The sequence below is a fragment of the Streptomyces sp. NPDC036815 genome, assembly GCF_055609205.1.
In genome coordinates, this window is record NZ_JBVJPW010000023.1 from 31527 (window position 1) to 56278 (window position 24752).

24 protein-coding genes are annotated in these 24752 nt (G+C 72.1%); 13 read left to right on the forward strand and 11 right to left on the reverse strand.

Translation table 11 applies throughout. The features are described from left to right. The first annotated feature begins 109 nt into the window (after positions 1–109). From rpe to ACZ69I_RS32635, 5 genes are all read left to right on the forward strand, one after another. Complete coding sequence (gene rpe, locus ACZ69I_RS32615) at positions 110–796, forward strand: ribulose-phosphate 3-epimerase (RefSeq protein WP_467679452.1); 687 nt, start codon at positions 110–112, stop codon at positions 794–796. Between the two features lie 78 nt (positions 797–874). Further along, positions 875–1927 carry a sugar-binding transcriptional regulator gene (locus ACZ69I_RS32620; RefSeq protein ID WP_467679454.1) on the forward strand — a complete coding sequence of 351 codons (1053 nt, stop codon included), beginning with the start codon at positions 875–877 and terminating at the stop codon, positions 1925–1927. 74 nt (positions 1928–2001) lie between these two features. Beyond that, a complete protein-coding gene (locus ACZ69I_RS32625; protein WP_470836196.1) occupies positions 2002–2394 on the forward strand; it encodes a guanyl-specific ribonuclease in 393 nt (130 codons plus the stop codon). After that, complete coding sequence (locus tag ACZ69I_RS32630; RefSeq protein ID WP_470836198.1) at positions 2394–2810, forward strand: barstar family protein; 417 nt, start codon at positions 2394–2396, stop codon at positions 2808–2810. The genes ACZ69I_RS32625 and ACZ69I_RS32630 overlap by 1 nt, the downstream gene beginning before the upstream one ends. A 174-nt stretch (positions 2811–2984) precedes the next feature. Then, positions 2985–4427, forward strand: coding sequence for a GuaB1 family IMP dehydrogenase-related protein (locus tag ACZ69I_RS32635; protein ID WP_467679460.1), 1443 nt, complete (start codon positions 2985–2987; stop codon positions 4425–4427). Positions 4428–4602: 175 nt separating this feature from the next. Here the strand turns inward: ACZ69I_RS32635 and ACZ69I_RS32640 are convergent, their stop codons facing one another. Then, positions 4603–5418 carry an NAD(P)H-binding protein gene (locus tag ACZ69I_RS32640; RefSeq protein WP_470836199.1) on the reverse strand — a complete coding sequence of 272 codons (816 nt, stop codon included), beginning with the start codon at positions 5416–5418 and terminating at the stop codon, positions 4603–4605. Between the two features lie 111 nt (positions 5419–5529). Between ACZ69I_RS32640 and ACZ69I_RS32645 the strand changes: the two genes are divergently transcribed. Then, positions 5530–5946, forward strand: a complete 417-nt coding sequence (locus tag ACZ69I_RS32645; RefSeq protein ID WP_470836200.1) for a winged helix-turn-helix transcriptional regulator — start codon at positions 5530–5532, stop codon at positions 5944–5946. Here the strand turns inward: ACZ69I_RS32645 and ACZ69I_RS32650 are convergent. Genes ACZ69I_RS32650 through ACZ69I_RS32660 form a run of 3 tightly spaced genes read right to left on the reverse strand, consistent with a single transcriptional unit; the run spans position 5937 to position 8832 of the window. After that, on the reverse strand, positions 5937–6884 hold the full coding sequence (locus tag ACZ69I_RS32650) for a GDSL-type esterase/lipase family protein (RefSeq protein ID WP_470836201.1): 948 nt from the start codon (positions 6882–6884) through the stop codon (positions 5937–5939). The two genes, ACZ69I_RS32645 and ACZ69I_RS32650, sit on opposite strands and share 10 nt — an antisense overlap. Before the next feature lie 8 nt (positions 6885–6892). Then, the gene (locus ACZ69I_RS32655) at positions 6893–7720 is read right to left on the reverse strand and encodes an SDR family NAD(P)-dependent oxidoreductase (RefSeq protein ID WP_470836203.1); all 828 of its coding nucleotides are present in this window, start codon (positions 7718–7720) and stop codon (positions 6893–6895) included. Beyond that, positions 7717–8832, reverse strand: coding sequence for an LLM class flavin-dependent oxidoreductase (locus tag ACZ69I_RS32660; RefSeq protein WP_470836205.1), 1116 nt, complete (start codon positions 8830–8832; stop codon positions 7717–7719). Before ACZ69I_RS32660 ends, ACZ69I_RS32655 begins: the two co-directional genes overlap by 4 nt. 308 nt (positions 8833–9140) lie before the next feature. On the opposite strand from ACZ69I_RS32660, the gene ACZ69I_RS32665 reads away from it, so the two are divergent. The 4 genes from ACZ69I_RS32665 (at position 9141) to ACZ69I_RS32680 (ending at position 14015) form a co-directional block, all read left to right on the forward strand. Continuing rightward, positions 9141–10610, forward strand: coding sequence for an amino acid permease (locus tag ACZ69I_RS32665; RefSeq protein ID WP_467679474.1), 1470 nt, complete (start codon positions 9141–9143; stop codon positions 10608–10610). A 10-nt stretch (positions 10611–10620) separates the two neighbouring features. After that, complete coding sequence (locus ACZ69I_RS32670; protein ID WP_055564807.1) at positions 10621–11076, forward strand: Lrp/AsnC family transcriptional regulator; 456 nt, start codon at positions 10621–10623, stop codon at positions 11074–11076. Positions 11077–11461: 385 nt separating this feature from the next. Beyond that, positions 11462–12259, forward strand: coding sequence for a carbon-nitrogen hydrolase family protein (locus ACZ69I_RS32675; RefSeq protein WP_470836207.1), 798 nt, complete (start codon positions 11462–11464; stop codon positions 12257–12259). A 61-nt stretch (positions 12260–12320) separates the two neighbouring features. Next, complete coding sequence (locus ACZ69I_RS32680; RefSeq protein WP_470836208.1) at positions 12321–14015, forward strand: flavin monoamine oxidase family protein; 1695 nt, start codon at positions 12321–12323, stop codon at positions 14013–14015. 101 nt (positions 14016–14116) lie between these two features. On the opposite strand, the gene ACZ69I_RS32685 is transcribed toward ACZ69I_RS32680, so the two are convergent. The 3 genes from ACZ69I_RS32685 to ACZ69I_RS32695 form a co-directional block, all read right to left on the reverse strand. Next, complete coding sequence (locus ACZ69I_RS32685; RefSeq protein WP_467679480.1) at positions 14117–15049, reverse strand: LLM class F420-dependent oxidoreductase; 933 nt, start codon at positions 15047–15049, stop codon at positions 14117–14119. A 142-nt stretch (positions 15050–15191) separates the two neighbouring features. Continuing rightward, positions 15192–15896 (reverse strand): DUF5995 family protein, encoded by a 705-nt coding sequence (locus ACZ69I_RS32690; protein ID WP_470836210.1) that lies wholly within the window; start codon positions 15894–15896, stop codon positions 15192–15194. A gap of 107 nt (positions 15897–16003) precedes the next feature. Further along, a complete protein-coding gene (locus ACZ69I_RS32695; RefSeq protein ID WP_467679484.1) occupies positions 16004–17182 on the reverse strand; it encodes a Cmx/CmrA family chloramphenicol efflux MFS transporter in 1179 nt (392 codons plus the stop codon). Positions 17183–17718: 536 nt separating this feature from the next. On the opposite strand from ACZ69I_RS32695, the gene ACZ69I_RS32700 reads away from it, so the two are divergent. Together ACZ69I_RS32700 and ACZ69I_RS32705 are read left to right on the forward strand one after the other, a co-directional pair. Then, entirely contained in the window at positions 17719–18525 is an 807-nt protein-coding gene (locus ACZ69I_RS32700) for an MEDS domain-containing protein (protein ID WP_467679486.1), read from the forward strand. After that, positions 18525–18977 (forward strand): ATP-binding protein, encoded by a 453-nt coding sequence (locus tag ACZ69I_RS32705; protein WP_470836212.1) that lies wholly within the window; start codon positions 18525–18527, stop codon positions 18975–18977. Before ACZ69I_RS32700 ends, ACZ69I_RS32705 begins: the two co-directional genes overlap by 1 nt. A 19-nt stretch (positions 18978–18996) precedes the next feature. Here ACZ69I_RS32705 and ACZ69I_RS32710 read toward each other — a convergent pair whose 3' ends face one another. Both ACZ69I_RS32710 and ACZ69I_RS32715 read right to left on the reverse strand, forming a co-directional pair. Then, complete coding sequence (locus ACZ69I_RS32710) at positions 18997–20391, reverse strand: uracil-xanthine permease family protein (protein ID WP_467679659.1); 1395 nt, start codon at positions 20389–20391, stop codon at positions 18997–18999. Between the two features lie 126 nt (positions 20392–20517). Then, positions 20518–21729: an MFS transporter gene (locus ACZ69I_RS32715; protein ID WP_467679490.1), complete on the reverse strand. Its 1212-nt coding sequence runs from the start codon at positions 21727–21729 to the stop codon at positions 20518–20520. A 97-nt stretch (positions 21730–21826) separates the two neighbouring features. Between ACZ69I_RS32715 and ACZ69I_RS32720 the strand changes: the two genes are divergently transcribed. Continuing rightward, a complete protein-coding gene (locus ACZ69I_RS32720) occupies positions 21827–23002 on the forward strand; it encodes an ROK family transcriptional regulator (protein ID WP_470836213.1) in 1176 nt (391 codons plus the stop codon). A 40-nt stretch (positions 23003–23042) separates the two neighbouring features. Here ACZ69I_RS32720 and ACZ69I_RS32725 read toward each other — a convergent pair whose 3' ends face one another. Both ACZ69I_RS32725 and ACZ69I_RS32730 read right to left on the reverse strand, forming a co-directional pair. Next, positions 23043–23789, reverse strand: a complete 747-nt coding sequence (locus ACZ69I_RS32725) for an SDR family oxidoreductase (RefSeq protein ID WP_467679494.1) — start codon at positions 23787–23789, stop codon at positions 23043–23045. A 44-nt stretch (positions 23790–23833) separates the two neighbouring features. Further along, positions 23834–24727 (reverse strand): RNA polymerase sigma-70 factor, encoded by an 894-nt coding sequence (locus tag ACZ69I_RS32730; RefSeq protein WP_470836215.1) that lies wholly within the window; start codon positions 24725–24727, stop codon positions 23834–23836. Positions 24728–24752 lie beyond the last annotated feature (25 nt).

The window sequence follows — 24752 nt, forward strand, 5'->3', positions numbered from 1 at the left end:
GTGCCGCTGGACCGTCCAGCATGACACCGGGCGGGCGGCCGCGGGAGCCGCTCCGCCCAGGCGGTGGACTGCGGTCAGCTACGCGCGCCGGGCATGGCAGGCTTGGGGCATGGCCGTGCAGATCAACCCCAGCATCCTGTCCGCGGACTTCGCCCGTCTTGCCGAGGAGGCAAAGGCCGTCGAAGGCGCCGACTGGCTCCACGTCGACGTGATGGACAACCACTTCGTCCCGAACCTCACCCTGGGGGTGCCGGTCGTAGAGTCCCTGGCCCGTGCGACGGACACGCCGCTGGACTGTCACCTGATGATCGAGGACCCCGATCGCTGGGCCCCGCAGTACATCGAGGCGGGCGCCGGTTCCGTCACCTTCCACGCGGAGGCCGCCGCCGCCCCGGTCCGCCTCGCGCGCGAGATCCGCGCCAAGGGCGCCCGCGCCTCCATGGCGCTGAAGCCCGCGACGCCCATCGAGCCGTACGAGGACCTGCTGCCCGAGCTCGACATGCTGCTGATCATGACGGTCGAGCCCGGCTTCGGCGGCCAGTCCTTCCTGGACATCATGCTGCCCAAGATCCGCCGCACCCGTGACCTGATCGGCAAGCACGGTCTGGAGATGTGGCTGCAGGTCGACGGCGGTGTCTCGGCCGAGACCATCGAGCGCTGCGCCGAGGCGGGCGCCGACGTGTTCGTCGCCGGGTCCGCCGTCTACGGCGCCAAGGATCCGGCAGACGCGGTACGTTCATTGCGCACCCAAGCCGAGGCAAAGACAGCGTCAAGTGCCTGGGCGTGCGACCACTGAGCCACCAGAACGTGAACGCAGTCCCTCAGGGCTGATCAACTAGGCCGGATCTGCAAGGATGAACGGCGAACCCAGTTTGTGAACAGCAGTGAGGAGAGCGTCGTGTCGGCCATGTCGGCGGGTCGGTCAGCCATGCGGATGGGACCCGCGGAGCTGGTGCAGGCGGCGGCCATGGCCCGCCGCTTCTACCTCGAGGGCAAGTCCAAGATCCAGATCGCCGAGGAGTTCGGCGTCAGCCGCTTCAAGGTGGCCCGGGTCCTGGAGACCGCTCTGGAGCGGGATCTCGTGCGCATCGAGATCAGGGTGCCCGCAGAGCTGGACGCGGAGCGCTCGGACGCGCTGCGCGCCCGCTACGGCCTGCGGCACGCCGTCGTCGTGGAGTCGCCGGCGCCCGCCGACGAGATCGACGAGTCCCCCGACCCCGAGAACCTCGGCGAGGTGGCGGCGGACCTGCTCGGCGAGCTGGTCAACGAGGGCGATGTGCTCGGCCTCGCCTGGGGCCGCTCCACGATCCACATGGCGGCCGCGCTCGACCAGCTGCCGCCGTGCACCGTCGTGCAGCTGACGGGTGTGTACGACGCCGGGACCGCCGAGCGCGGCTCGGTCGAGGCCGTCCGCCGCGCCGCCCAGGTGTCCGGCGGCGAGGCCCACCCGATCTACGCGCCGATGCTGCTGCCCGACCCCGCCACCGCGGCGGCGCTGCGCAACCAGACCGGCATCGCCCGCGCGTTCGAGTACTTCGACAAGGTCACGGTCGCCTGCGTCTCCATCGGCTCCTGGGAGCCGGGCATCTCCACCGTCCACGACATGCTCAGCGACGAGGAGCGGGCGCACTACGCTTCGCTGGGAGTCGCCGCGGAGATGTCCGCCCATTTGTTCGATGCCGAGGGGCGTCGGGTCGGGCGGGACCTCGGGGAGCGGTGCATCACCGTCGAAGCGGACCGGCTTCGGCGTATCCCGGAAGTCGTCGCCATCGCGGGCGGGCAGCGCAAGGCCGCGGCCATCGACGCGGTGCTCCGGTCGGGGCTCGTCACCAGCCTCGTGACGGATACGGCGGCTGCTGACCAGCTGCTCGTCGCCGGTTCCGCACCTCGGCCCGCGCTGAACCGGGCGGACCCGGACGGCAGCTGAGCGCGCGCGGGTCGTGGGGGCCGATCGCGCGGTTCCCCGCGCCCCTGAAGGGGCGCCATGGCAGGGTCTGAGACATGTTGAACCGGTGTGTTCCCCGCGTCGTGTGGGTGCTGCTGCTCTGTCTCGGCGTCCTGGTGGCCGGGTGCTCCTCGGGCGACACCGCGGGGGACGCCCCCGGCTGGGCGCACGGCATGGCCACCGTCCGGGCCGACCGCCTGCCCGCCGAGGCACGGCGCACGCTGGAGCGCATCGATGACGGGGGCCCCTTCCCGTACGCGAAGGACGGCACCGTCTTCGGCAACTTCGAGCGGGAACTGCCGCGGCGCGAACGCGGCTACTACCACGAGTACACCGTCCGCACGCCGGGCGAGCGCGACCGCGGCGCCCGGCGGATCGTCACCGGCGGCGGCGACGAGATCTACTACACCGATGACCACTACGCGTCCTTCAAGGCGGTGCTCAGGTAATGCCCGGCGGTACTGACAGCGCACCCGACCCGCTCGCGCCCGTGCTCGACGCCGCACGCGGCGCCGGCTGGACCACCGCGACGCTCTCCCTGTCCGGCGTGGTGGACAAGACCGCCTTCATGGAGCGGTGCGCCCGGGGCCTCGGTCTGCCTGACTGGTTCGGGCGGAACTGGGACGCCCTCGCCGACTGCCTCACCGACCTGTCGTGGGCGCCCCGCGCGAGCGGGCGGCTGCTCGTCGTCTCCGGGTGGCAGGAGTACGCGCGGGCGGCGCCGGGGGAGTGGGAGATCGTGCAGGAGGTGTTCGCGGCGGCGGTGGAGCACTGGCGGGGCGCGGAGACCGGCCTGGAGATCGTCCTCGCGCTCGGTCCCGGTACCGTGCCCGGACCCGCGGCCACGGAGCGTCGCGATCACTGAACCGAGCGTTCCGCTCCGTCGGCCCGCTTGGACGATCCGACCAGTGTCCCCGTCGCCCGCCTGGGTGATCGTCCCAGGCTGCACAACCCCGGTGGCATGGGACAATGAAGTACGTGCTTTCCCCCTGGCCTAACTGTCCGGGGGCCACCTCTGATCGACTGGGATGAGCAGCACGTGCGCTTCCTCAATGACATCCAGCCTGCGTACGACCTGACGTACGACGACGTCTTCATGGTCCCGAGGCGCTCCGCCGTCGGCTCGCGCCAGGGCGTCGACCTGTCCTCGCCCGACGGCACCGGCACCACGATCCCGCTGGTCGTCGCCAACATGACCGCGATCGCCGGCCGCCGCATGGCCGAGACCGTCGCCCGCCGGGGAGGCATCGTCGTCATCCCCCAGGACATCCCGATCGAGGTCGTCACCGACGTCGTCTCCTGGGTCAAGACGCGCCACCACGTCCTGGACACCCCGATCGTCCTGGCCCCCTCGCAGACCGTCGCGGACGCTCTCGCGCTGCTGCCCAAGCGCGCGCACAACGCCGGTGTCGTCGTCGACGCCGACCAGAAGCCCGTCGGCGTCGTCACGGACACCGACCTCAGCGGCGTCGACCGCTTCACGCAGCTCTCCGAGGTCATGTCCAAGGACCTGCTGCTCCTGGACGCCGACATCGACCCGCGCGACGCCTTCAACAAGCTGGACGGCGCCAACCGCAGGTACGCCCCGGCCGTGGACAAGGACGGCCGCCTCGCCGGCATCCTGACCCGCACGGGCGCCCTGCGCGCGACGCTCTACACCCCCGCCGTCGACGCCAACGGCGGGCTGCGCATCGCCGCCGCCGTCGGCATCAACGGCGACGTGGCGGGCAAGGCCAAGCAGCTCCTCGACGCGGGCGTCGACACGCTCGTCGTCGACACCGCGCACGGCCACCAGGAGTCGATGATCGCCGCGGTCAAGGCCGTGCGCGGACTCGACCCGCAGGTCCCGATCGTCGCGGGCAACATCGTCGCCGCCGAGGGCGTGCGCGACCTGATCGAGGCCGGCGCGGACATCATCAAGGTCGGCGTGGGCCCCGGCGCCATGTGCACCACGCGCATGATGACCGGCGTCGGCCGGCCGCAGTTCTCCGCGGTGCTCGAATGCGCCGAGGAGGCCAAGAAGTTCGGCAAGCACGTGTGGGCCGACGGCGGTGTCCGTCACCCGCGCGACGTCGCCATGGCGCTGGCCGCCGGCGCCTCGAACGTCATGGTCGGTTCGTGGTTCGCCGGGACCTACGAGTCCCCCGGCGACCTCCAGCAGGACGCCAACGGCCGCCTCTACAAGGAGTCGTTCGGCATGGCCTCCGCCCGCGCGGTGCGCAACCGCACGAGCGAGGAGTCGGCGTACGACCGGGCCCGCAAGGCGCTCTTCGAGGAGGGCATCTCCACCTCGCGCATGTTCCTCGACCCGGCCCGTCCGGGCGTCGAGGACCTGATCGACTCGATCATCGCGGGTGTCCGGTCCTCCTGCACGTACGCGGGTGCGGGGTCGCTCGCGGAGTTCGCGGAGCGGGCGACTGTGGGGGTGCAGAGTGCGGCGGGCTATGCGGAGGGCAAGCCGCTTCACGCCAGCTGGAGCTAGCGGGTTCTCTTGGGGGGCGGGGCGGGGCGGGGCTTGGGTTGCTTGTTCGGCTGCGGGGCGGTTGTGGCTTGTCGCGCAGTTCCCCGCGCCCCTTAAAGACTGCGCAGTTCCCCGCGCCCCTGAAAGACCTGCGCAGTTCCCCGCGCCCCGAAAGATTGCGCAGTTCCCCGCGCCCCTAGGTGGTTTGCAGTGCTGTTTTGTATGCGTTGATGGGTGAGTGGGGGGCTCTGTTCAGTAGGGCTCGGAGTGATCCCTGCTTGGTGAGTGTCGTGCCGTCCAGGAAGCCGCCCGCTATCGCCGCGTACGTGCTCATGAGCATCGGGACCTGGAAGGGCAGGGCCTCGCCGGCTTCGGTGAGGGTCTTGCGGGTGGCGGTGAGGGTGGCGGGTTCGTACGTGCCGCCGGTGGCGGCGGCCAGGTCGGCGCCGCCCAGGGCGTGTTCGCCGACCAGTTCGTAGGTGCGGCCCGCGTGGGGGGCCGGGTCCGTCGCCACCCGCACCGCGACCTCGGCCAGGTCTTCGCGTGCCACGGCGGCGAGGCGGCCCGCGCCCAGGGGCGCCGCGATGGTCCCGTCGGGTCCGGGCGCGGCGATCGCCGCGAGGAACTCCGCGTACAGGCCGTTGCGCAGGACCGTCCAGTTCAGCGAGGAGCCGTGCAGCCTGCGTTCGGTCCAGCGGTGGGCCAGCGCGTACGTCAGATGGTCGCCGTCGCCGCTCAGGCTGGTGTAGACGAGGTGGCCGACGCCCGCCTTCTCCGCCGCGGAGATCACGGCGTCGTGGCGGGCGATGACCACGTCGTCCTCGGCCGCCCCCGCGGAGATGACCAGGAGCGTGTCCACGCCGGTGAAGTCCAGGGAGTCCGGGTCGTCGAAGTCGATGCGCCTGCCCCCGGGGGCGGGGGCGCGGGTGCCGAGGACGACGTCGTCGCGGTCCGCGAGGCGGGCGGCGACGAGCGTGCCGAGGGCGCCCGTGGCGCCGGTGATCATGAGCATGGGAAAGTTCCCCCGTGGTGAGTGGTCGTGCCCGCCGTCCGGGCGGGGCCGGGTGACCGGGCCTGTGACCATGGTGATCGGCGCGACGCGTGCGCATAAGGAGGCACTCTGATGTCAGTAGGGCACACCGCGGTAACCACCCCGGCCGCTCCCGGACCGGTGATCAGTTGCGAGACCCCGCAGGACGAGTGCGGTGTGCGGGACGTCCTCGACCGGCTCGGCGACAAGTGGTCCGTGTACGTCGTGGTCGAACTCGCCTCGGGCGTCCTGCGCTTCAAGGAGCTGCAGCGCCGGATCCACGGCGGCATCTCGCAGCGCATGCTCACCCTCACCGTGCGGCGCCTGGAGCGCGACGGCCTGGTCAGGCGCACGGTGTACCCGACGATTCCGCCGCAGGTCGAGTACGAGCTGACCGAGCTGGGCCACAGCCTCACCCACCTCGTCAAAGCCCTCGCCGACTGGTCCATCGACCACCGCCCGGCCATCGCGGCCGCCCGCGAGGCCTATGACGAAGCGGCTCAGGCGTGACGCCGGGGGAGTACCTTCCGCAGCGCTGACGCCACTGCCGCCGCGAGGACCGCGTGGCCCGCGTCGCCCGGATGCACCCCGTCCACCAGATGCCTCGCGTCCAGCAGGCCGCCGCCCGGCAGCAGATCCGCCCCTGCGTCCAGGGCCGCCCGTTCCACGGCGGTCCGCAGGTCCCGCAGTGTGGCGCCGAGCGGGTTCGGCACCGCCTCGGCGTCCGGGCGGACCACGGGGGAGACGATCAGGAGCGGTGTGCCCGGGTGACCCAGCCGCACCAGGTCGAGGAACGCCCGCGTCGTCTCGTACAGCAGCCGCGCCGAATGCGGCGTACGCGACCAGCAGTTCGTGCCGAAGGCCAGGGTGATCAAGTCGGCGTCCAGTGAGGCGAGTTGCTGGGCCGATGCCGCCTCCCCGCGCGCCGCGCCCGCGTAGCCGAGGTTGACCGTCTCCACCCCGAGGGCGCGTCCCGCCGACGAGGGCCAGGCCAGATGGGGCCGCGAGGCCGACCAGCCCTCCGTGATCGAGTCGCCGTAGACGAGCCAGCGCGGCCGGGGAGCGGCTGGGCTCAGGGTGCCGCTCACCGGACGCACGTCGTGCAGGGCGGGCCGCAGTGTCTCGGGCAGGTGCAGGGTGAAGTCCCCGTCGGGGAGCGGGAGATGGACGCGTGCCCGGTGTTCGCCGGGGGACGCGGGTGTGTCGGACGCGTCCTCGCCCGCGAGCAGGGTGAACACCGGGGGCGCGCCGCGGTACGCGTCCGCCTCGGCGGGAGGCGACGCGGTGTACGCGACCTCCACCGCGCTCACCCCGCGTGCCGTGAACTCAAGGCGTACGCCCGCGGGCAGGCCCGCCCGGTCCCACGTGTCCCCGGGGAGGCGTGCGCGGTCGACGGGGTCGGCGCGCACCACCTGGCCGTCCTCGGTCCACCAGGGCGCACCCCGCACGAACTCCCTCACCGCGCCTCGCCGAGCGTGGGGTACGGGAACTTCACGCCGACCCCGCCGTCCACGACGAGCGTCTGCCCGGTGACGTACGAGGAGAGCGGCGAGGCGAAGAAGAGCAGGGCGGAGGCGATGTCCGAGGTCTCCGCGACCCGGCCGAGGGGCGCGTTGCGGGCGTTGCGCCCGCGGCCCTCCTCGCCGAGCAGACCCGCGACGCGCGGGGTCCACACCACGCCCGGCGCCACCGCGTTCACGCGGACGCCCCGCGGGCCGTACTCCACCGCCGCCGAGCGGACCAGCGAGATCAGGCCCGCCTTGGCCGCGCCGTACGCCGCGTGCCGAGGGGCCGCCGTCAGGCCGGAGACCGACGCGACGAAGACCAGGGGGCCGCCACCGGCCGCCGCGAGCGCCTCGCCGCCGTACTGGACCGCGAACCAGGCGTGCCGCAGGACCAGGGAGAAGTGCCAGTCCCAGGACGCGTCGTCCAGCTCGTCCAGCGGTGCGTAGCGGGCCATGCCCACGATGTCGACGACGCCGCCGATCCCGCCCGGCTCCCGGCGCGCGACGGCGAACAGCTCCCGCACGTCGTCGCGCCGCGTCACGTCGGCCCCGTACGCGACGCCGCCCGTCTCCGCCGCGACCGCCTCGGCGCGGTCCTCGTCGAGGTCCACGCACAGGACCCGCGCGCCCGCAGCCGTGAGGGCGTGTGCCGTCTGGCGGCCGATGCCGTTGCCCGCGCCGAGCAGGACGAAGGTGCGGCCGTCCAGGCGGTGCAGGGCCGCGTAGTCGGGGACGGGGGAGGTGTCGAGGGGGCTTCGGTGGGCCAGGGGCTCGCTCACGGCGCCGTCCGCCGGGGCCGGTACGCCGCCAGTTCCGGGATGACTTCCTTGCCGAGGATCTCGATCGTGCGCAGGATCTCCCGGTGCTCCAGGTAGCCCCACTGGACGTAACAGATGAGCTGGTCCACGCCGAGGTCGGCGTAGCGCTTGGCCTTGCGCACGACGGTCTCCGCGTCGCCGATGAGGATCATGTCGCCGTCGTTGAACTCCTCGACGGGGGCGTTGCCCTCGATGATCGGGGTGAGCAGGGGGAAGGTCCGCTCGCGCTCCTCGGGGGTCAGGTGCGGCAGTTCCCAGTCGAGCGTGAACTGGGCGAGGTTCCGGTACCACCAGGCGACCGAGTCCCAGACCCGGCGGGAGGGGCGGTCCGCCACGTGTACCAGCGTGTACGCGCTGACGCGGTCCGTGGTGACGTCCGTGTGCGGGGTGGGGGTGCGGGCGGCGGCGCGGTAGGCGGCGACCTGCCGGGCCATCGCCTCCAGGGGCTGCATGATCGAGAAGGAGAGCAGGCCGAGGCCCGCCGCGCCCGCCACCTCCGCCGAGCCCGGCGACGTGGCGGCCATCCAGCAGGGGGGATGCGGGTCCTGGACGGGCTTGGGGGTGACCATCCGCCGGGGGAAGGTGAACCGCTCGGACGCGTAGGCGAAGTACTCCTCGCGCCACATGCCCGTCACGATCGAGATGGCCTCGCGCCAGTCCGCCCGCGACTGCTCGCGGTCGACGCCGAAGGCCGTCTGCTCCATGGGGGTCGAGCGGCCCGTGCCCCACTCCACCCTGCCGTCCGAGAGCACGTCCACGACCGCCACCTTCTCGGCGATCCGCTGTGGGGGAGTGAAGCCGAACGGGGTGAGGGTGACGCCGAAGCCGAGGCGGATCCGCTCGGTCAGGGCGGCGAGGTGGCCGAGCAGGACCTCGGGGGCCGGGCAGTGCGAGCGGCCCTCGCGGAAGTGGTGCTCGACGGCCCAGACGGTGCGGAAGCCGACCCGGTCCGCGAGCCTGATCTGCTCCACGGCCTCGCGGTAGGCGCGCTGCTCGGCGGCGCGCTGGCCGTGCGGATGGGGTCCGTCCCAGGGCTTCGGAACGTCGATCTCGTACAGCACATCGAGGTCCATGGCCTGTGCCTCCCTCTCGACCGGGGAGCACGATGAGGGAGATCTGACGAAGTGTCAACCACCCTCACGGACCCTCGGAACGCAACGGACGAAACGGACGGCGCAACGAAGACACGTATATGACGGAAGTGCGCAATGATCATTCGCCGGTACGCAAGGTTGCTGCATTACGGTTGGGAAGGCGTGGACTCTAGAGTCAGGCGTCGTACGTGGTGTGGCGGGGACTGCCTGCTCGGTGGTTCCCGTCTCCTAGCGCGGGTGCCATGAGTCCTCGCCGCCCTGACCGGCAGCGATGAAGGAGCCAGCGCGTGCTCGACCAAGGCGCACCCCCGCAGAACCGCCCACGCCCCCCGGGCAACCCTGGCCTCGGCAGCCGCCTGATGCGGCGCAAGCCGGTCGAAAGCCTGGTCGCGGAGGGTGGCCAGGGTGAGGGTGGCTCGCTGCGGCGCTCCCTCGGCATGTGGCAGCTGACCATGATCAGCATCGGTGCCACGCTCGGCACCGGCATCTTCGTCGTCCTCGGCGAGAGCGTCCCCAAGGCCGGTCCCGCCGTGACGATCTCCTTCGTCATCGCCGGACTCACCGCCCTGTTCTCGGCGCTCTCGTACGCCGAACTGGCCGGCTCCATCCCGGTCGCCGGCTCCTCCTATTCGTACGCGTACGCAACGATGGGCGAACTCATCGCCTGGGTGTGCGGCTGGTGCCTGGTCCTGGAGTACGGGGTCTCGGTCGCCGCGGTCGCGGTGGGCTGGGGCGAGTACCTCAACGAGCTGCTCGACGGGACCATCGGCGTCACGATCCCCGACGCGCTCTCCGCGGCGCCCGGCGAGGTCGACGGCGCGATCATCAACCTGCCCGGCCTCGTCGTCGTGCTGCTCGCCATGGTGTTCCTGCTCGGCGGCGCCAAGGAGTCGGCGACGGCCAACACGATCATGGTCATCGTGAAGATCGTCGCGCTCGCGCTCTTCTGCGCCATCGGCTTCATGGGCTTCAAGTCCGGCAACTACTCCGACTTCATGCCGCTCGGCACGGCGGGCGTCAGCGCCGCCGCCGCGAGTCTGTTCTTCTCCTACATCGGCTTCGACGCCGCCTCCACCGCCGGTGAGGAGGCGAAGAACCCGCAGCGCGACCTGCCCCGCGCGATCATGCTCTCGCTGGTCATCGTCACGGCCCTCTACGTGCTGGTCGCCGCGGTCGCCGTCGGCGCCTGGAACTGGAAGGACTTCGAGGGCTCCGAGGCCACGCTCGCCGCGATCATGAACGACGTCACGGGTCAAAGCATGTGGGGCACGATCCTCGCCGCCGGCGCGGTCATCTCCATCGCGTCGGTCGTCCTGACCGTTCTCTACGGCCAGACCCGTGTCCTGTTCGCCATGTCCCGCGACGGCCTCGTCCCCCAGGTCTTCGGCCGGGTCAGCAAGAAGACCGGCACGCCGCGGGTCAACACGGTCATCGTGTCGCTGTTCTGCGGCGCGCTCGCCTCCGTCATCCCGCTCGGCAAGCTCGTCGACGCCACCAGCATCGGCACGCTCTTCGCCTTCGGCCTGGTCAACATCGCCGTCATCGTGCTGCGCCGCACCCGCCCCGACATGCCGCGCACGTTCCGGGTGCCGCTCGGCTGGCTCTTCCCGGTGCTCGGCTTCGGCTTCTGCGCGTACAACATGTTCAGTCTCGACTCCGTCACGTGGGTCGTGTTCGGTGTCTGGATGGCCGTCGGCCTCGTGTTCTACTTCCTGTACGGCATGAGCCGCTCCCGATTGGCCACAGCAGAAAAGTGATCCACCCCCCGTGCGACTGAACGATCTCGACGAACGCATCGTGCACGCCCTCGCCGAGGACGCCCGCCGTTCCTACGCCGACATCGGCCAGCTGGTCGGACTCTCCGCGCCCGCCGTGAAGCGGCGCGTGGACCGGCTGCGGGCCACGGGTGCCATCACCGGATTCACCGTGCGGGTGGATCCGGCGGCGCTGGGCTGGGAGACCGAGGGGTTCATCGAGATCTACTGTCGCCGGAACACGTCGCCCGAGGCGATTCAGCGGGGCCTCGAGCGGTATCCGGAGATCGCGTCCGCGTCCACGGTGACGGGGGACGCGGATGCGATCGTCCAGGTCTTTGCCGCGGACATGCGGCATTTTGAGCGGGTGCTCGAGCGGATTGCGGGGGAGCCGTTCGTGGAGCGGACGAAGTCCGTTCTGGTGCTTTCGCCGTTGATGCGTAGGTTTTCTTCCGGGTCGCCTGCGTAGCCCTTCGGGGTGGGGCGGGTGGGGTCGTCTTTTGGGTGCGGGTTTCGTGTGGTTGCTCGCGCAGTTCCTCGCGCCCCTGAGCTGCGCCGTGCCTCGCGGCTCTTCGCTGCGCTGTGTCCTGCGGGCCTGAGCTGCGCCGTTCCCCGCGCCCCTGAAGTGCGCCGTTCCCCGCGCCCCTGAGCTGCGGCACTCCCCGTGCCCGGGGGGGCGCGCCGGTTCCCGGTGCTGGGGTTCAAGTCGTTGCGCAATGAATCGTCGTCACACGGTCCTCACGCGCAACGGATCGCGCAGTAGCCCGCAACGGTCGCGCCTTGTCCGGGTATGGGGGCCGACCGTACCGTCATATCGACCCCGCCTTCCCCTCCGTACGCATTGAGGTTCCGCCATGCCTGCGCTGCGCACCGCCCTGCTCCAGAGTTCGGGGCGGCTCGGATCCGTCGCCGAGAACCTCACGGCGCTGGACCGGGCCGCCGAGCGTGCCGCCGCCGCGGGCGCCAGGCTGCTCGTGGCGCCCGAGCTGTTCCTCACCGGGTACGCGATCGGCGACGGCATCGCCCGGCTCGCCGAGCCCGCCGACGGGGACTCCGCGAAGGCCCTCGCCGAGATCGCGGCCCGGCACGGCACCGCCATCGCCTACGGCTACCCGGAGCGCGAGGGCGACCTCGTCTTCAACTCCGTCCAGCTGATCGGCCCGGACGGGGCCCGCCTCGCGAACTACCGCAAGACCCACCTCTTCGGCGGCTTCGAGCGCGACTCCTTCACCCCGGGTGAACAGGCCGTCGTGCAGGCCGAGCTGGACGGCGTCCGGGTGGGTCTCATGATCTGCTACGACGTGGAGTTCCCGGAGAACGTCCGTGCCCACGCCCTCGCGGGCACCGACCTGCTCGTGGTTCCCACGGCGCAGATGCACCCCTTCCAGTTCGTCGCCGAGTCCGTCGTGCCGGTGCGCGCCTTCGAGAACCAGATGTACGTCGCGTACGTGAACCGGGTCGGCCCCGAGGGAGAGTTCGAGTTCGTCGGGCTCTCCACGCTGGCCGGGCCCGACGGCGTGACCCGGGCCCGCGCGGGCCGCGGCGAGGAGCTCGTCCTCGGCGACGTCGACCCCGAGTTCCTGCGCTCCTCCCGCGCGACCAACCCGTACCTGCGCGACCGCCGCCCCGGCCTGTACGCGTCCCTCGTCTGAAGCCTTCCCCCAGGCCGCCCCCAGCTTTCTGCCTCAGTTCCCCGCAAGGAGTCCGTACCCCATGACGTCCACGGTGCCCACAGCCATCCAGCACACCGACGCCCAGCCGCCGATCACCATGTTCGGTCCGGACTTCCCGTACGCGTACGACGATTTCCTCGCCCACCCGGCGGGCCTCGGCCAGATACCCGCGACCGAGCACGGCACCGAGGTCGCCGTCATCGGCGGCGGTCTGTCCGGCATCATCGCCGCGTACGAGCTGATGAAGATGGGCCTGAAGCCCGTCGTCTACGAGGCCGACCAGATCGGCGGCCGGCTGCGGACGGTCGGCTTCGAGGGCTGTGACGGCGACCTCACCGCCGAGATGGGCGCCATGCGCTTCCCGCCGTCCTCGACGGCGCTGCAGCACTACATCGACCTGGTGGGCCTCAAGACCCAGCCGTTCCCCAACCCGCTCGCCGAGTCGACGCCCTCCACGGTCGTCGACCTCAAGGGCGAGTCGCACTACGCCGAGACCGTCGCCGACCTGCCGCAGGTCTACCGCGACGTGGCGAAGGCGTGGAACGACTGCCTGGAGGAGGGCGCCGACTTCTCCGACATGAACCGCGCCCTGCGCGAGCGCGACGTGCCGAAGATCCGCGAGATCTGGTCCAGGCTCGTCGAGAAGCTCGACAACCAGACCTTCTACGGCTTCCTCTGCGAGTCCGAGGCCTTCAAGTCCTTCCGGCACCGCGAGATCTTCGGCCAGGTCGGCTTCGGCACCGGCGGCTGGGACACCGACTTCCCGAACTCCATCCTGGAGATCCTGCGCGTCGTCTACACCGAGGCCGACGACCACCACCGCGGCATCGTCGGCGGCAGCCAGCAGCTGCCGCTGCGCCTGTGGGACCGTGAGCCGCAGAAGATCGTGCACTGGGAGCCCGGCACCTCGCTGAGCTCGCTGCACGAGGGCGGTCTGCCGAAGCCCGCCGTGACCCGGCTCGACCGCACCGCGGGCAACCGCGTCACCGTCACCGACGCCTCGGGCGACATCCGTACCTACCAGGCGGCGATCTTCACCGCCCAGTCCTGGCTGCTGCTCTCCAAGATCGCGTGCGACGACACGCTCTTCCCCATCGACCACTGGACGGCGATGGAGCGGACCCACTACATGGAGTCCTCGAAGCTCTTCGTACCGGTGGACCGGCCCTTCTGGCTGGACAAGGACGAGGAGACCGGCCGTGACGTCATGTCGATGACGCTCACCGACCGCATGACGCGCGGCACCTACCTGCTCGACGACGGACCGGACAAGCCCGCCGTCATCTGCCTCTCCTACACCTGGTGCGACGACAGCCTGAAGTGGCTGCCGCTGTCGGCGAACGAGCGCATGGAGGTCATGCTCAAGTCGCTCGGCGAGATCTATCCCAAGGTCGACATCCGCAAGCACATCATCGGCAACCCGGTGACCGTGTCGTGGGAGAACGAGCCCTACTTCATGGGCGCGTTCAAGGCGAACCTGCCGGGGCACTACCGCTACCAGCGGCGGCTGTTCACGCACTTCATGCAGGAGTCGCTGCCCGAGGACAAGCGGGGGATCTTCCTCGCCGGGGACGACATCTCCTGGACGGCGGGGTGGGCCGAGGGTGCGGTGCAGACCGCGCTGAACGCGGTGTGGGGTGTCATGCACCACTTCGGTGGGGCCACTGATGCGACCAACCCCGGGCCCGGGGACGTGTACGACGAGATTGCTCCCGTCGAGTTGCCCGAGGACTGACAGCGCCGTTCCACCTGGGGTGCGGGGAATTTGTCGGCCGGTTGTGGCTGGTCGCGCAATTCCCCGCGCCCCTATGGCCGCGCCCCTTCGGGGCGGCTGTCTTACAGCCCCGCCGCCCTCGCCGCCTCGTACACCTCCGCCGCCAGGTCCTTCAGCTCCTCCGCGTCCCTCGTGCTGCTCTGGAGTTCGATCAGGACCTCCTCCACGGCGCCCGTCGAGACGTGGGCCTCCAGGTCCTCGACGATCTGGGCCACGCTGCCCTGGAAGGGGGCGCGGCGCTCGCCCTCGTACGGCTTCTTCGTGTACCGCGTGTTGGCCCGCATGACGTTGTGGAGCGGCGCGGTGCGGCCTCGCTCGGCGGCCAGTTCCTTCAGTGCCTGCGCCTGCTCGGCGAGCTTCTCCGCGCCCGTGCCCACCGGCATCCAGCCGTCGGCACGGTCCACGAGCCTGCGCAGGGCGCGCGGGCTGCCCGCGGGCAGCAGGATCGGGATCGGGCGGACCGGCTTCGGGCCCACCGCGGAGGGCACGATGGTCGTCAGCTCACCCTCGTACGCCACCGGGTCCGGGCCCCACACCGCGTGGCAGACGTCGATCAGCTCGTCCAGGACCTTGCCGCGCCGCTCGAAGGGGGCGACCGAGGCGGCCGCGTACTCGTCGTGGGACCAGCCCGTGCCGAGCCCCGCGACGACGCGGCCGCCGCTCGCCGCGTCCAACGATGCCAGCGAGCGGGCGAGTTGGAACGGCACGTGCAGCGGGGCGACCAGCACGCTGGTGCCGACGCGGGCGCGTTCGGTGGCCGCGGCGGCGAGCGTCAGGGTGACGAGGGGGTCGGCGACCGAGCGGTACGAGTCCGGCCAGGCCAGGCCCGGGATCCCGTAGAGGCCCTGGGTGGGCGGGTCGGGGCGGAGGATGCGCTCGAAGACCCACAGGCTCTCGTAACCGATGTCCTCGGCGGCCCGGGCCACCGTGGGGACGTCCCGGCCGATGGCGTACTGCCTGCCCTGCGGAAGACTCAGTCCGAGTCGGGTCGCCATGGCGCTTGCTCCTTCGCGTCGGGGTCGGTCATTTCAACGTACAACGATCGTGCGGGAGTTGCCCGGGGACTGCCGGGGAGCGGCGTCGGACATGGCTGGAACGGGCCGGTGGGTCCGGCGGCCGGTGGCGGGCGGCGCAGGCTCAGTCCGGCAGCGGTGTCAGCAGGATCCGCCCCACCAGACCAACCGCCCCGTCGAGCCGCTCCCCGAACTCCTCGGCGACGCCGGGCAGCTCGCGCAGCGCCCACAGGGCCCGCCCCGACGCCCACGCGCCGTCCCTGGCGCGCTCCAGGCTCCATGAACCGGCCAGATGCGTCAGCGGGTCGCCGACCTGGAGCAGATCGGGGCCCGGCATCAGCTCTTCGCGGATGTGCTCCTCCAGGGCGACGAGTACATCTCCCACGCGGTCGAACTCGTCCTCCAGATCGGCCGGTTCGCAGCCGAGCAGGTGGCAGGCGTCCACGAGGGCGAACGCCAGGTCGTGGCCGATGTGAGCGTTGATGCCCGCGAGGGCGAACTGCAGGGGCAGTACGCCCGGATGGCGGCGGTACTGGAACAGCGGGCGCCAGCAGGCGGGCGGTCGGCGCCCGTCTGCCGCCGCCTCGACGGCCGCGAAGTAGCGCTCGGCGAAACAGACGTTCAGGGTGACCGCGGAGCGGGCGTCGGGGAAGACGCCGTGGCCGAGGTGGCGGGCGACCTCCTCGGTCACCGACAGATAGACGCGGTTGAAGACGGCCACTCCGTCGCGCGGCGGCCAGTCGTCACCGAGCGCCCGCATCCGCGCCGCCACGCCGTCGACCCCGTACGACGAGGCCCTGAACTCTGCGATTCGTTCCGACTGCGCCATGGGGGCAGGGTCCCAGCCGCGGCCCGGCCCGGGCGTCAGCGCACCGGGCGCTTCCCCGAAACGAGGGAACGCCCGGCCGAGCGGGGCGCCGAAGCCGCCGGTACCGCCTATGAACCGGCGGGCGACCGGTCCGGGGCGGGAGCCGCGCGGCGCAGGCCGAGCGCGACCGCGCCGGTGACCAGGGCCGCCGTCACCAGGAGAGCGCTGAGCCAGAGCGGGGAGCGGTAGCCGAGCCCCGCGGAGATCGCCAGGCCGCCGAGCCACGGTCCCGCCGCGCCGCCCACGTTGAAGGCGGCCGTGGCGAACCCGCCCGCGAGCTGGGGCGCGTCGGACGCCGCGTACAGCGCCTGCGAGATGAGCGTCGAGCCGACCGCGAACGACAGCGCCCCCTGGACCGGGACCAGCGCGACCGCTGCCACCGGAGCGGCGGCGGTCACCGCGAACAGGACCCAGCCGGCGAGCAGCGCGAGCGAGCCGGCCACCAGGAGCGGCACGGGCCGTACGTCGGCGACGCGACCGCCGGCCGCGACCCCGGCGAAGGAGCCGATCCCGAACAGCGCGAGCACGACAGGCACCCAGGACGGGCCGAGGCCCGTGACGTGGGTGACCAGCGGCGCGAGATAGGTGAACGTGCAGAACGTCGCGCCGTTGACCAGCGCGCCGAGCAGCAGCGTCACTTGGAGCCGCGGAGCGCGCAGCGCCCGCAGCTCACCGAGCACGCCGGGTCCGTCGGCGGCCGGTTTCCCCGCGGGCACCGCCAGGGTGATGGCGAGGACGGCGGGCAGGGAGAGCAGGGCCACGGCCCAGAACGCGGAGCGCCAGCCCCACACTTCGCCGAGCAGCGCGCCCGCGGGCACGCCCGCGACGCAGGCGACGGTGACACCGCCGAGCAGCGCCGACGTGGCGCGCCCCTTGGCGTCGGGCCCGACCATGCTCGTGGCGGTGACGAGGGCGACGGCGAGGAACCCGGCGTTGGCGAGGGCGCCGATGACGCGGGTCGCGAGCAGCACGGCGAAGCTCGTGGTGAGCGCGCCGACGACGTGCACGAGCAGGAAGGCGGTCAAGAAGACCAGGAGGGCGCTCCGGCGGGCGAAGCGCCGGCTCAGGGCGGCCATCAGCGGCGCGCCGACGACCATGCCGAGGGCGAACGCCGACGTCAGATGGCCCGCGGCGGGGATGGGTACGGCCAGGTCACGCGCGATGTCCGGGATCAGGCCGGACAGCATGAACTCGGAGGTTCCTTGCGCGAAGACGGCGAGGCCGAGCAGGTAGAGGGAAAAGGGCACAGCAAGACTCCGCAACCACAGCGTGGATCAGGGGATCGGGACGCGGTGCGGTGGTCCGGCGGAGGCCGGTGCGGGGGGCGCGGACGGCTGCGGGAACGCAGCGCCGAGGGTCAGCGCGACAGCACGGGAAGCCACCGGACGACCGGTGGCCGACGTCTTGAGGCCTCGGGGCTGGACATGGTGCGCAGCCTAAAGAGCCGTCGATCATTCCGTCCAGCGGTTTACGTGGCTCCCGTGACGCGGCCGACGGGCCATGCGTCAAAAACGACTGCGAACAGGGCATGTTCCCGCAGGATCGGTCGTCGTCGGAGACTGTTGTGACCATGTGCCACCGCATTGTGCGCAGTCGTCGTCCCCTGCGACGAGGGCCGCTAATCTGGCCCGCACACTTGCTCCCGATGTTCCTCCCGATGTCCTTCTTCGTCGGTAGTTCCCGTCGGGCCCCTCGGCCCTGGAGGTGAGAGATGGCGGCTGCCGGCTCGGCGTCGGTCGGCACGATTCCGGTCCAGCACCTCAGGGCGGGCGATCACGCATTCGTGAGCTACGCCGATGACGATGCGGGCCGGGACGTGGTGTCCGCCTTCGCGTGGGCGGGCCTGGTGAGGAAAGAGAAGGTGATGGTCTTCGCCGCTCCGCACCAGGCGGAGGAGCAGGTGTGGAGCAGCCTCGACGGGCCGGGCGCGCTGCTGCGGACGGCCCGCGAACAGGGGCAGTTGGTGCTCGGCAGCATGCGGGCCCTCATCCATCCCCAGGCGGGGTTCACCCCGGAGCGGCAATGGCAGCGCATCACGGAGGAGACCGACCGCGCCGTGGCCGAGGGGTACAGCGGGCTGCGCACGTACATCGACATGCACTGGGTGGGGGACCTCGACGCCGACGTCGAGGTCATGATGCACCGGGAGTCCCACGCCGACCATCTGTTCACCGGCCGCCCGTACACCGAGATCTGCGCCTACGACAGCCGGTGGTTCGACTCCGGCGTGCTGACGGCCATGCACGAGGCACACCCCTGCCGGCTGCTTCCACGGCTGGGAGCCCTGCATGTCGAACACGCCGCCGGGGTGGTGCGGCTGGTCGGTGAGGCGGACCTGGCCACCAGGGAACAGTTCGTCGGCGCCGTGCGGGACGGGCTCAGACGAAGCGAGGCGGCACCGTCCCTGACCGTGGATCTGACCGGGCTCGTCTTCCTTGGCGCGGCCAGCGCGGTGGACCTGCTGCGCCTGGTGGGAGCACACGCGCGCGGTCCGGTCCACATCCACTGTCCGCCGGCCGCGGCCCGCTTGCTGTGCCGGGCGGGCGCCGATCAGGTACCCAACCTGGTGATCAGTGAGGTGGACCGCTGATGACGACGGCACCGGAGCCCCAGGAGCCGCGCGACGCCCGGCCCGTTACATTGCTGGCCATCCCCTTTCGCCGCGAGGACCTGCCCCGCCTGCGGATGCTCGTCGAGCGGCACGCCGACCACCACGGGCTGCCCGAGCCGCGCCGCGGCGACTTCATCACCGCCCTGGACGCCGTCGCGGTGAACGCGGTCGAGCACGCGGGCGGTGGCGGCACGCTGGTCCTCCAGCGCGCCGAAGGGCAGCTGGCCTGTCACATCCACGACGAAGGCCCCGGCTTCAGCGCCGAGGACATCCCTGCGGGCCCGCCCGTGACCGACGGCCGGCCGGGCGGGCGCGGGCTGTGGCTCGCCGGGCTGCTCATCGACGAGCTCACCGTCTCCGCAGGGCCCGGCGGGAGCAGGGTGACCCTGGCCGTGCGACTGCCGGGGGAGCCGGGCGGCTCCCGGCCGTAGCGGTGGGCGCGCGCCCTCATCAGGCCTTGGGGTTCGGCCCGCTCTCCTCGTCGTACGTCGAGGTGCCCGCGTCGAGCAGGGGTTCCTGGGACTTGAGGTGGGCCGGGGCGAAGGCGCGCAGCACGTGGTAGCCGGTGATGACGACGATCGTGCCGAGCGCGATGCCGTTCAGCTGGAAGTTGTCGGTGAACTTCAGCGAGACGCCGCCGACGCCGATGATGATGCCCGCCGCGGCCGGTACGAGGTTCAGCGGGTTGCGCAGGTCCACCTCGGCGTTGATCCAGATCTGGGCGCCGAGCAGGCCGATCATGCCGTACAGGATGACGGTGATGCCGCCGAGCACGCCGCCCGGGATCGCGGCGACGACGGCACCGAACTTGGGGCAGAGGCCGAAGAGCAGGGCGAAGCACGCCGCCGCCCAGTAGGCGGCCGTGGAGTAGACGCGGGTCGCCGCCATCACGCCGATGTTCTCGGAGTACGTCGTGTTGGGCGGGCCGCCGACCGCCGTGGAGAGCATCGAGGCCGCGCCGTCCGCGGAGATCGCGGTGCCGAGCTGGTCATCCAGATCGTCCCCGGTCATCTCGCCCACGGCCTTCACGTGGCCCGCGTTCTCCGCGATGAGCGCGATCACGACGGGCAGCGCCACGAGGATCGCCGACCACTCGAAGCTCGGCGCGTGGAAGGAGGGCAGCCCGATCCAGTCGGCCTTGCCGACGGCCGACAGGTCGAGGCGCAGGTGGTCGACGACCTTGCCGGAGCCGTCCGCCGAGTGGATCGTGCCGAAGACCTCGTCGAAGACCCAGGAGATGCCGTAGCCGAAGATCAGCCCGAGGAAGATCGCGATGCGCGAGAAGAAGCCGCGCAGACAGACCACGGCCAGACCGGTGAACAGCATGACGAGCAGGGCCGTCCACTGGTCCTGCGGCCAGTACGTCGACGCGGTGACCGGCGCCAGATTGAACCCGATCAGCATGACCACCGCGCCGGTCACGATCGGCGGCATCGCGGCGTGGATGATCCGCGCCCCGAACTTCCGCACCGCGAGACCCACCAGGAACAGCGCGGCACCGACCACGAGGACCGCGCCGGTCACCGTGGCGCTGGAGCCGCCCTGCGCGCGGATGACGGCCGCGACGCCCACGAAGGAGAGCGAGCAGCCCAGGTAGCTGGGCACCCGGCCGCGCGTGGCGAGCAGGAAGATGACGGTCGCGACGCCCGACATCATGATGGCCAGATTCGGATCCAGACCCATGAGGACGGGGGCCACGAAGGACGCCCCGAACATCGCCACCACGTGCTGTGCGCCGAGCCCGAAGGTCCGTGGCCACGAGAGGCGCTCATCGGGCCGGACGACGGCACCCGGGGCGGGGTTGCGGCCGTCGCCGTGCAGTTTCCAGCGCACGCCGAGATCCATGGTGAGTGTCGCTTCCTGTGCGCCGAGCCGGGCCGTGAGGTGGCCCGAAATGATCGACGCCATGTTAATGCGACATCAGCGCTGCTTCGTTCCGGTGCGGGGGCGGCCGCCCCCGCACCCGCGCCGTCAGGTCCGCGGGCCTGGCGCCGCCGCGTCCGCGGGAGTGGCCTGCGCCGCCTTGCGGCCGTCCGTGCGCAGGACGCCCGCGAAGGCCGTGAGGCCGCAGGCGAGCAGCGTCACCAGGCCGAAGGAGGTGACCAGGCTCGTCGCGTCCGCCAGCGTGCCGATCGCCGACGGCGCGATCAGGCCGGAGGTGTACGTGATGGTGGCGACGCCCGCGATGGCCTGGCTCGGGTTGGGGCCGCTGCGCCCGGCCGCGGCGAAGGCCAGGGGCACCACGACCGCGATGCCGAGCCCGAGGAGCGCGAAGCCGCCCATCGCCATGACCGGGTGCGTCGCGAGGACCACGAGGAGCCCGCCGAGCACCGCGAGCACCCCGCCCGCCCGTACCGTACGCACCGCGCCGAACCGGTTCACGACCGCGTCGCCCGCCAGCCGGGCGACGGCCATGGTGAGCGTGAAGCCGGTGGTGGACGCGGCGGCGACACCGGCCGAGGTGTCCAGGACGTCCCGCAGGTAGACCGCCGACCAGTCCAGGCTCGCGCCCTCGGCGAAGACCGCGCAGAAGCCGACGGCCCCGATGAGCAGCGCCGACTTGGGCGGCAGCGAGAACCGCGGCGGTGCCTCCGTCTCGGGCTCCGCCTGCAGGTCGAGGACGCGCCGGCAGGCGACGAGGCCGATCGCGGTGAGGGCCAGGGCGGCGAGCGCGTGGTGCAGTCGGGCGTCCGAACCCAGGTGCGCGGCGACGGTGCCGGCCGCGGAGCCGATCAGGGCGCCCACGCTCCACATGCCGTGCAGCCCCGACATGATCGACTTCCGCATCAGCGTCTCGGTCTCGACGCCGATCGCGTTCATCGTCACGTCCGACATGCCCGAGGTCGCGCCGTACACGAACAGGGCCAGGCAGAGCGTGAGCAGATTGGGCGCGAGCGAGGGCAGGATCAGGGCCGTCGTCCACAGCGCGAGGAGCCCGCGCAGCGCCGTGCGGGCGCCGAAGCGGTGGCCGATCCGGCTCGCGAGGGGCATCGCGAGGGAGGCGCCGATCGCCGGGAAGGCGAGGGCGAGCCCGAGCATGCCCGCGCTGACCGAGGCGTGCTCCTGGATCCAGGGCACCCGCGTCGCGAAGGAGCCGGTGACCGCGCCGTGCACGCAGAAGACGGCGGCCACGGCGATCCGCGCCTGCCTCAACCGGTGCTTGTCGTAGACCACTTCACTCATCGTGCTCCGCCCCTCCCGAGTGCTGTCCCGATACGGCGACGTAAACTATCAGGAACCCTGCCTGATAAATAGAACGTTTCTGTGGGAGGATCCGGCCATGTCTGTCTCGCCCGCCTCACCGAGCACCGCCCGGGCCATCAACGACCGGCTGGCGCTCGGCCTCCTGCAGAGCGAGGGGCCCCTGACCGCCAACCAGTTGAAGCAGCTCACCGGCCTGTCGCGGCCCTCGGTGGCCGACCTCGTCGAGCGGCTGCAGGGCTCGGGATTCATCACGGTGGTGGGGGAGGCGGGTGCCAGGCGGCGCGGCCCGAACGCCCGGCTCTACGGCATAGTCGCCGACCGCGCCCACCTCGCCGCGCTCGACGTGCGCACCGAGAGCGTCTCCGTCGTCGTGACCGATCTGCTCGGCGCGGTGCTCGCCGAGGCCTCCGCGCCCATCGGCGGCGACACCGGCACCGGGCCCGCCGTCGAGCGCGCCGTCGCCCTCGTCGGACGGGTGGCCCGCGACGGCGGTGTCGAGCGGCTGCACACCGTCGGCATCGGCGCCCCCGGCCTCATCGACCCCGCCACCGGCGACCTGCACGACACGTCCTCCCTGCCCGCCTGGCACCGCCGCCTCGCCGGGGCGCTCAAGGAGCGGCTCGGCGCCCGCGTCCTCGTGGAGAACGAGACCAACCTCGCGGCCCGTGCGGAACGGCGCGACGGCGCCGCGCACGACCGGGACACCTTCGTGCTGCTCTGGCTCGGCGACGGTGTCGGCGCCGCCGTCGTCCTGGACGGCGTGCTGCGCCGGGGCTCCTCCGGGGGCGCGGGCGAGATCGGATTCCTGCCGGTGCCCGGCACGAGCTCACTGCCGTCCGCCACCGGCTGCGAGGGCGGCTTCCATTCGCTGGCCTGCGCCGCCGCGCTCCGCGAACTCGGCGCGGCACACGGCCTCGTGGAGCCGGGCGAGTCCGCGGCCGACATGCTGCGGCACGCGGTGGAGAACGACGCGAGTGCCTTCCTGGACGCCGTCGCCGACCGGATCGCCGTCGGCGCGGCCGCGGTGGCCTCGATCCTCGACCCCGGCTGCGTCGTCCTGGGCGGTGAGGTCGGCCGCGCGGGCGGCACCGCGCTCGCCACCCGCGTCACGGACCGCGTCACCGCCATGTCGCCGCTGCGCACCGAGGTCCGCGCGAGCACGCTCGGCGGCGCCGCGGTACTGCGGGGCGCGCTGCTCGCCGCGCGGGACGCGGCCCAGGACGACCTCTTCGGAGCGCGCCCGGGGCGCTGAGAGCCGGTGTCGTGCCCCGGCGGGGCGGCCCGCCGCCTGCCTAGCGCCGAGCGCCCGACCGCACCGCCAGGTACTCCTCGAACGTGCCCCTGCCCACGGCCTGTTCAGGAGCCAGATGGCCGCCCGCCCGCGCCGCCCGGTACGTCGCCCCCGCGAGCCGCACCGGCAGCAGCCGGCGCCGCTTGCCGCTCGCCCGCAGATAGGCGCGGGCCAGGTCGGGGAAGGTGCGGACCTCGGGGCCTCCCATGTCCTCGACCCGCCCCGCGGGCGGCGCCGCCGCCAACTCGGCGAGCCGGGCCGCCACTTCGGCGACCTCGATCGGCTGGTCACTGACGTCCGCGGGCAGCAGCATGACGGGCAGCTTCGCCGAGGCCTCCATGATCCGCAGGATCAGATCGTGGAACTGTGTCGTGCGCAGCACGGTCCAGCCGAGCCCGGACTCCTCGATCAGCCGCTCCACGGCGAGCTTCGACCGGTAGTAGCCGAGCGGCACCCGGTCGATGCCGACGATCGAGATGTAGACCAGGTGCGGCACGCCGGCCTTCCGCGCCGCCGCGATCAGATTCCGGGCGGCCCGCTCGTCGCCGCCGCGCGGCGTGGTCGCGCAGTGCACGATGACGTCGACGCCCGCCACGGCCGCGTCAAGACCCGTGCCGTCGCGCAGGTCCACGGCGTACGGCCGCGTGCGGCGGCTGAGCACCCGCACCTCGTGTCCGTCCTTCCGCAGCCGCTCGGTCACGAGGCGGCCGAGGGTGCCGGTGCCGCCGGTCACCAGGATCGTGCTCATCGAAAGGCTCCTTCGCGGTGCGGGCGCCGCAGACGTGGGGGGGACTACGCAGCGGCCAACTGTCGCTCTACGAACGTCAGCTTGTCCGGATTGACCACCGAACGCACGCCGGTGACCGTATCGTTGCCGCCTTCGAACGCGGTGACGGCCGTAATGTACCCCTCGGCCCGCATGACCAGCGCGGGCGCACCGTTGATCTCCGCGTACGAGATGTCGGACGCGGCCCCGAGCCGGTCCACGACGCCGAGCAGGAACCGCAGGACGTTGTCGCGCCCGAGGATCGGCGTGCGGGCCGCGGCCGCCTTGCCGCCGCCGTCGCCCCACCAGGTCACGTCCTTGGCCAGTATCCGTTCCAGACCGGCGACGTCCCCTTCACGGGCCGCCGCGATGAACGCCTCGACGAACGTCCGCCGCAGCTCGTGCCCCGGCTCGAAGCGGGACCGCGCCCCGGCGACCGCCCCCGCCGCCCTGCGGTACAGCTGACGGCAGTTGGCCTCGCTCGCGTCCAGGACCTGCGCGATCTCCCGGTGGCTGTACGCGAACGCCTCACGCAGCACGTACACCGCGCGCTCCTTGGGCGTGAGCCGCTCCAGGAGGACGAGCAGCGCCATCGACACCGCGTCCCGCTGCTCCGCCGACTCCAGCGGCCCGAGGGTTCCGCCCGAGGTGATCACCGGTTCCGGCAGCCAGGTCCCCACGTACTGCTCGCGGCGGGCGCGGGCGGAGGTCAGCCTGGTCAGGCAGAGGTTGGTGACGGTCTTGGCCAGCCAGGCGGCCGGCTGCGCGATGTCCTCGCGCCGCGAGCCGTTCCAGCGCAGGTAGGCGTCCTGCACGGCGTCCTCCGCCTCCTGCGCGGAGCCGAGTATCCGGTAGGCCAGGCCGAACAGCCGGGGGCGGTGGGACTCGAACTCCTCGGCCAGTGCCGTTGCGGTGCTCACGCCCCCAGGGTGCCAAATCCCGCGG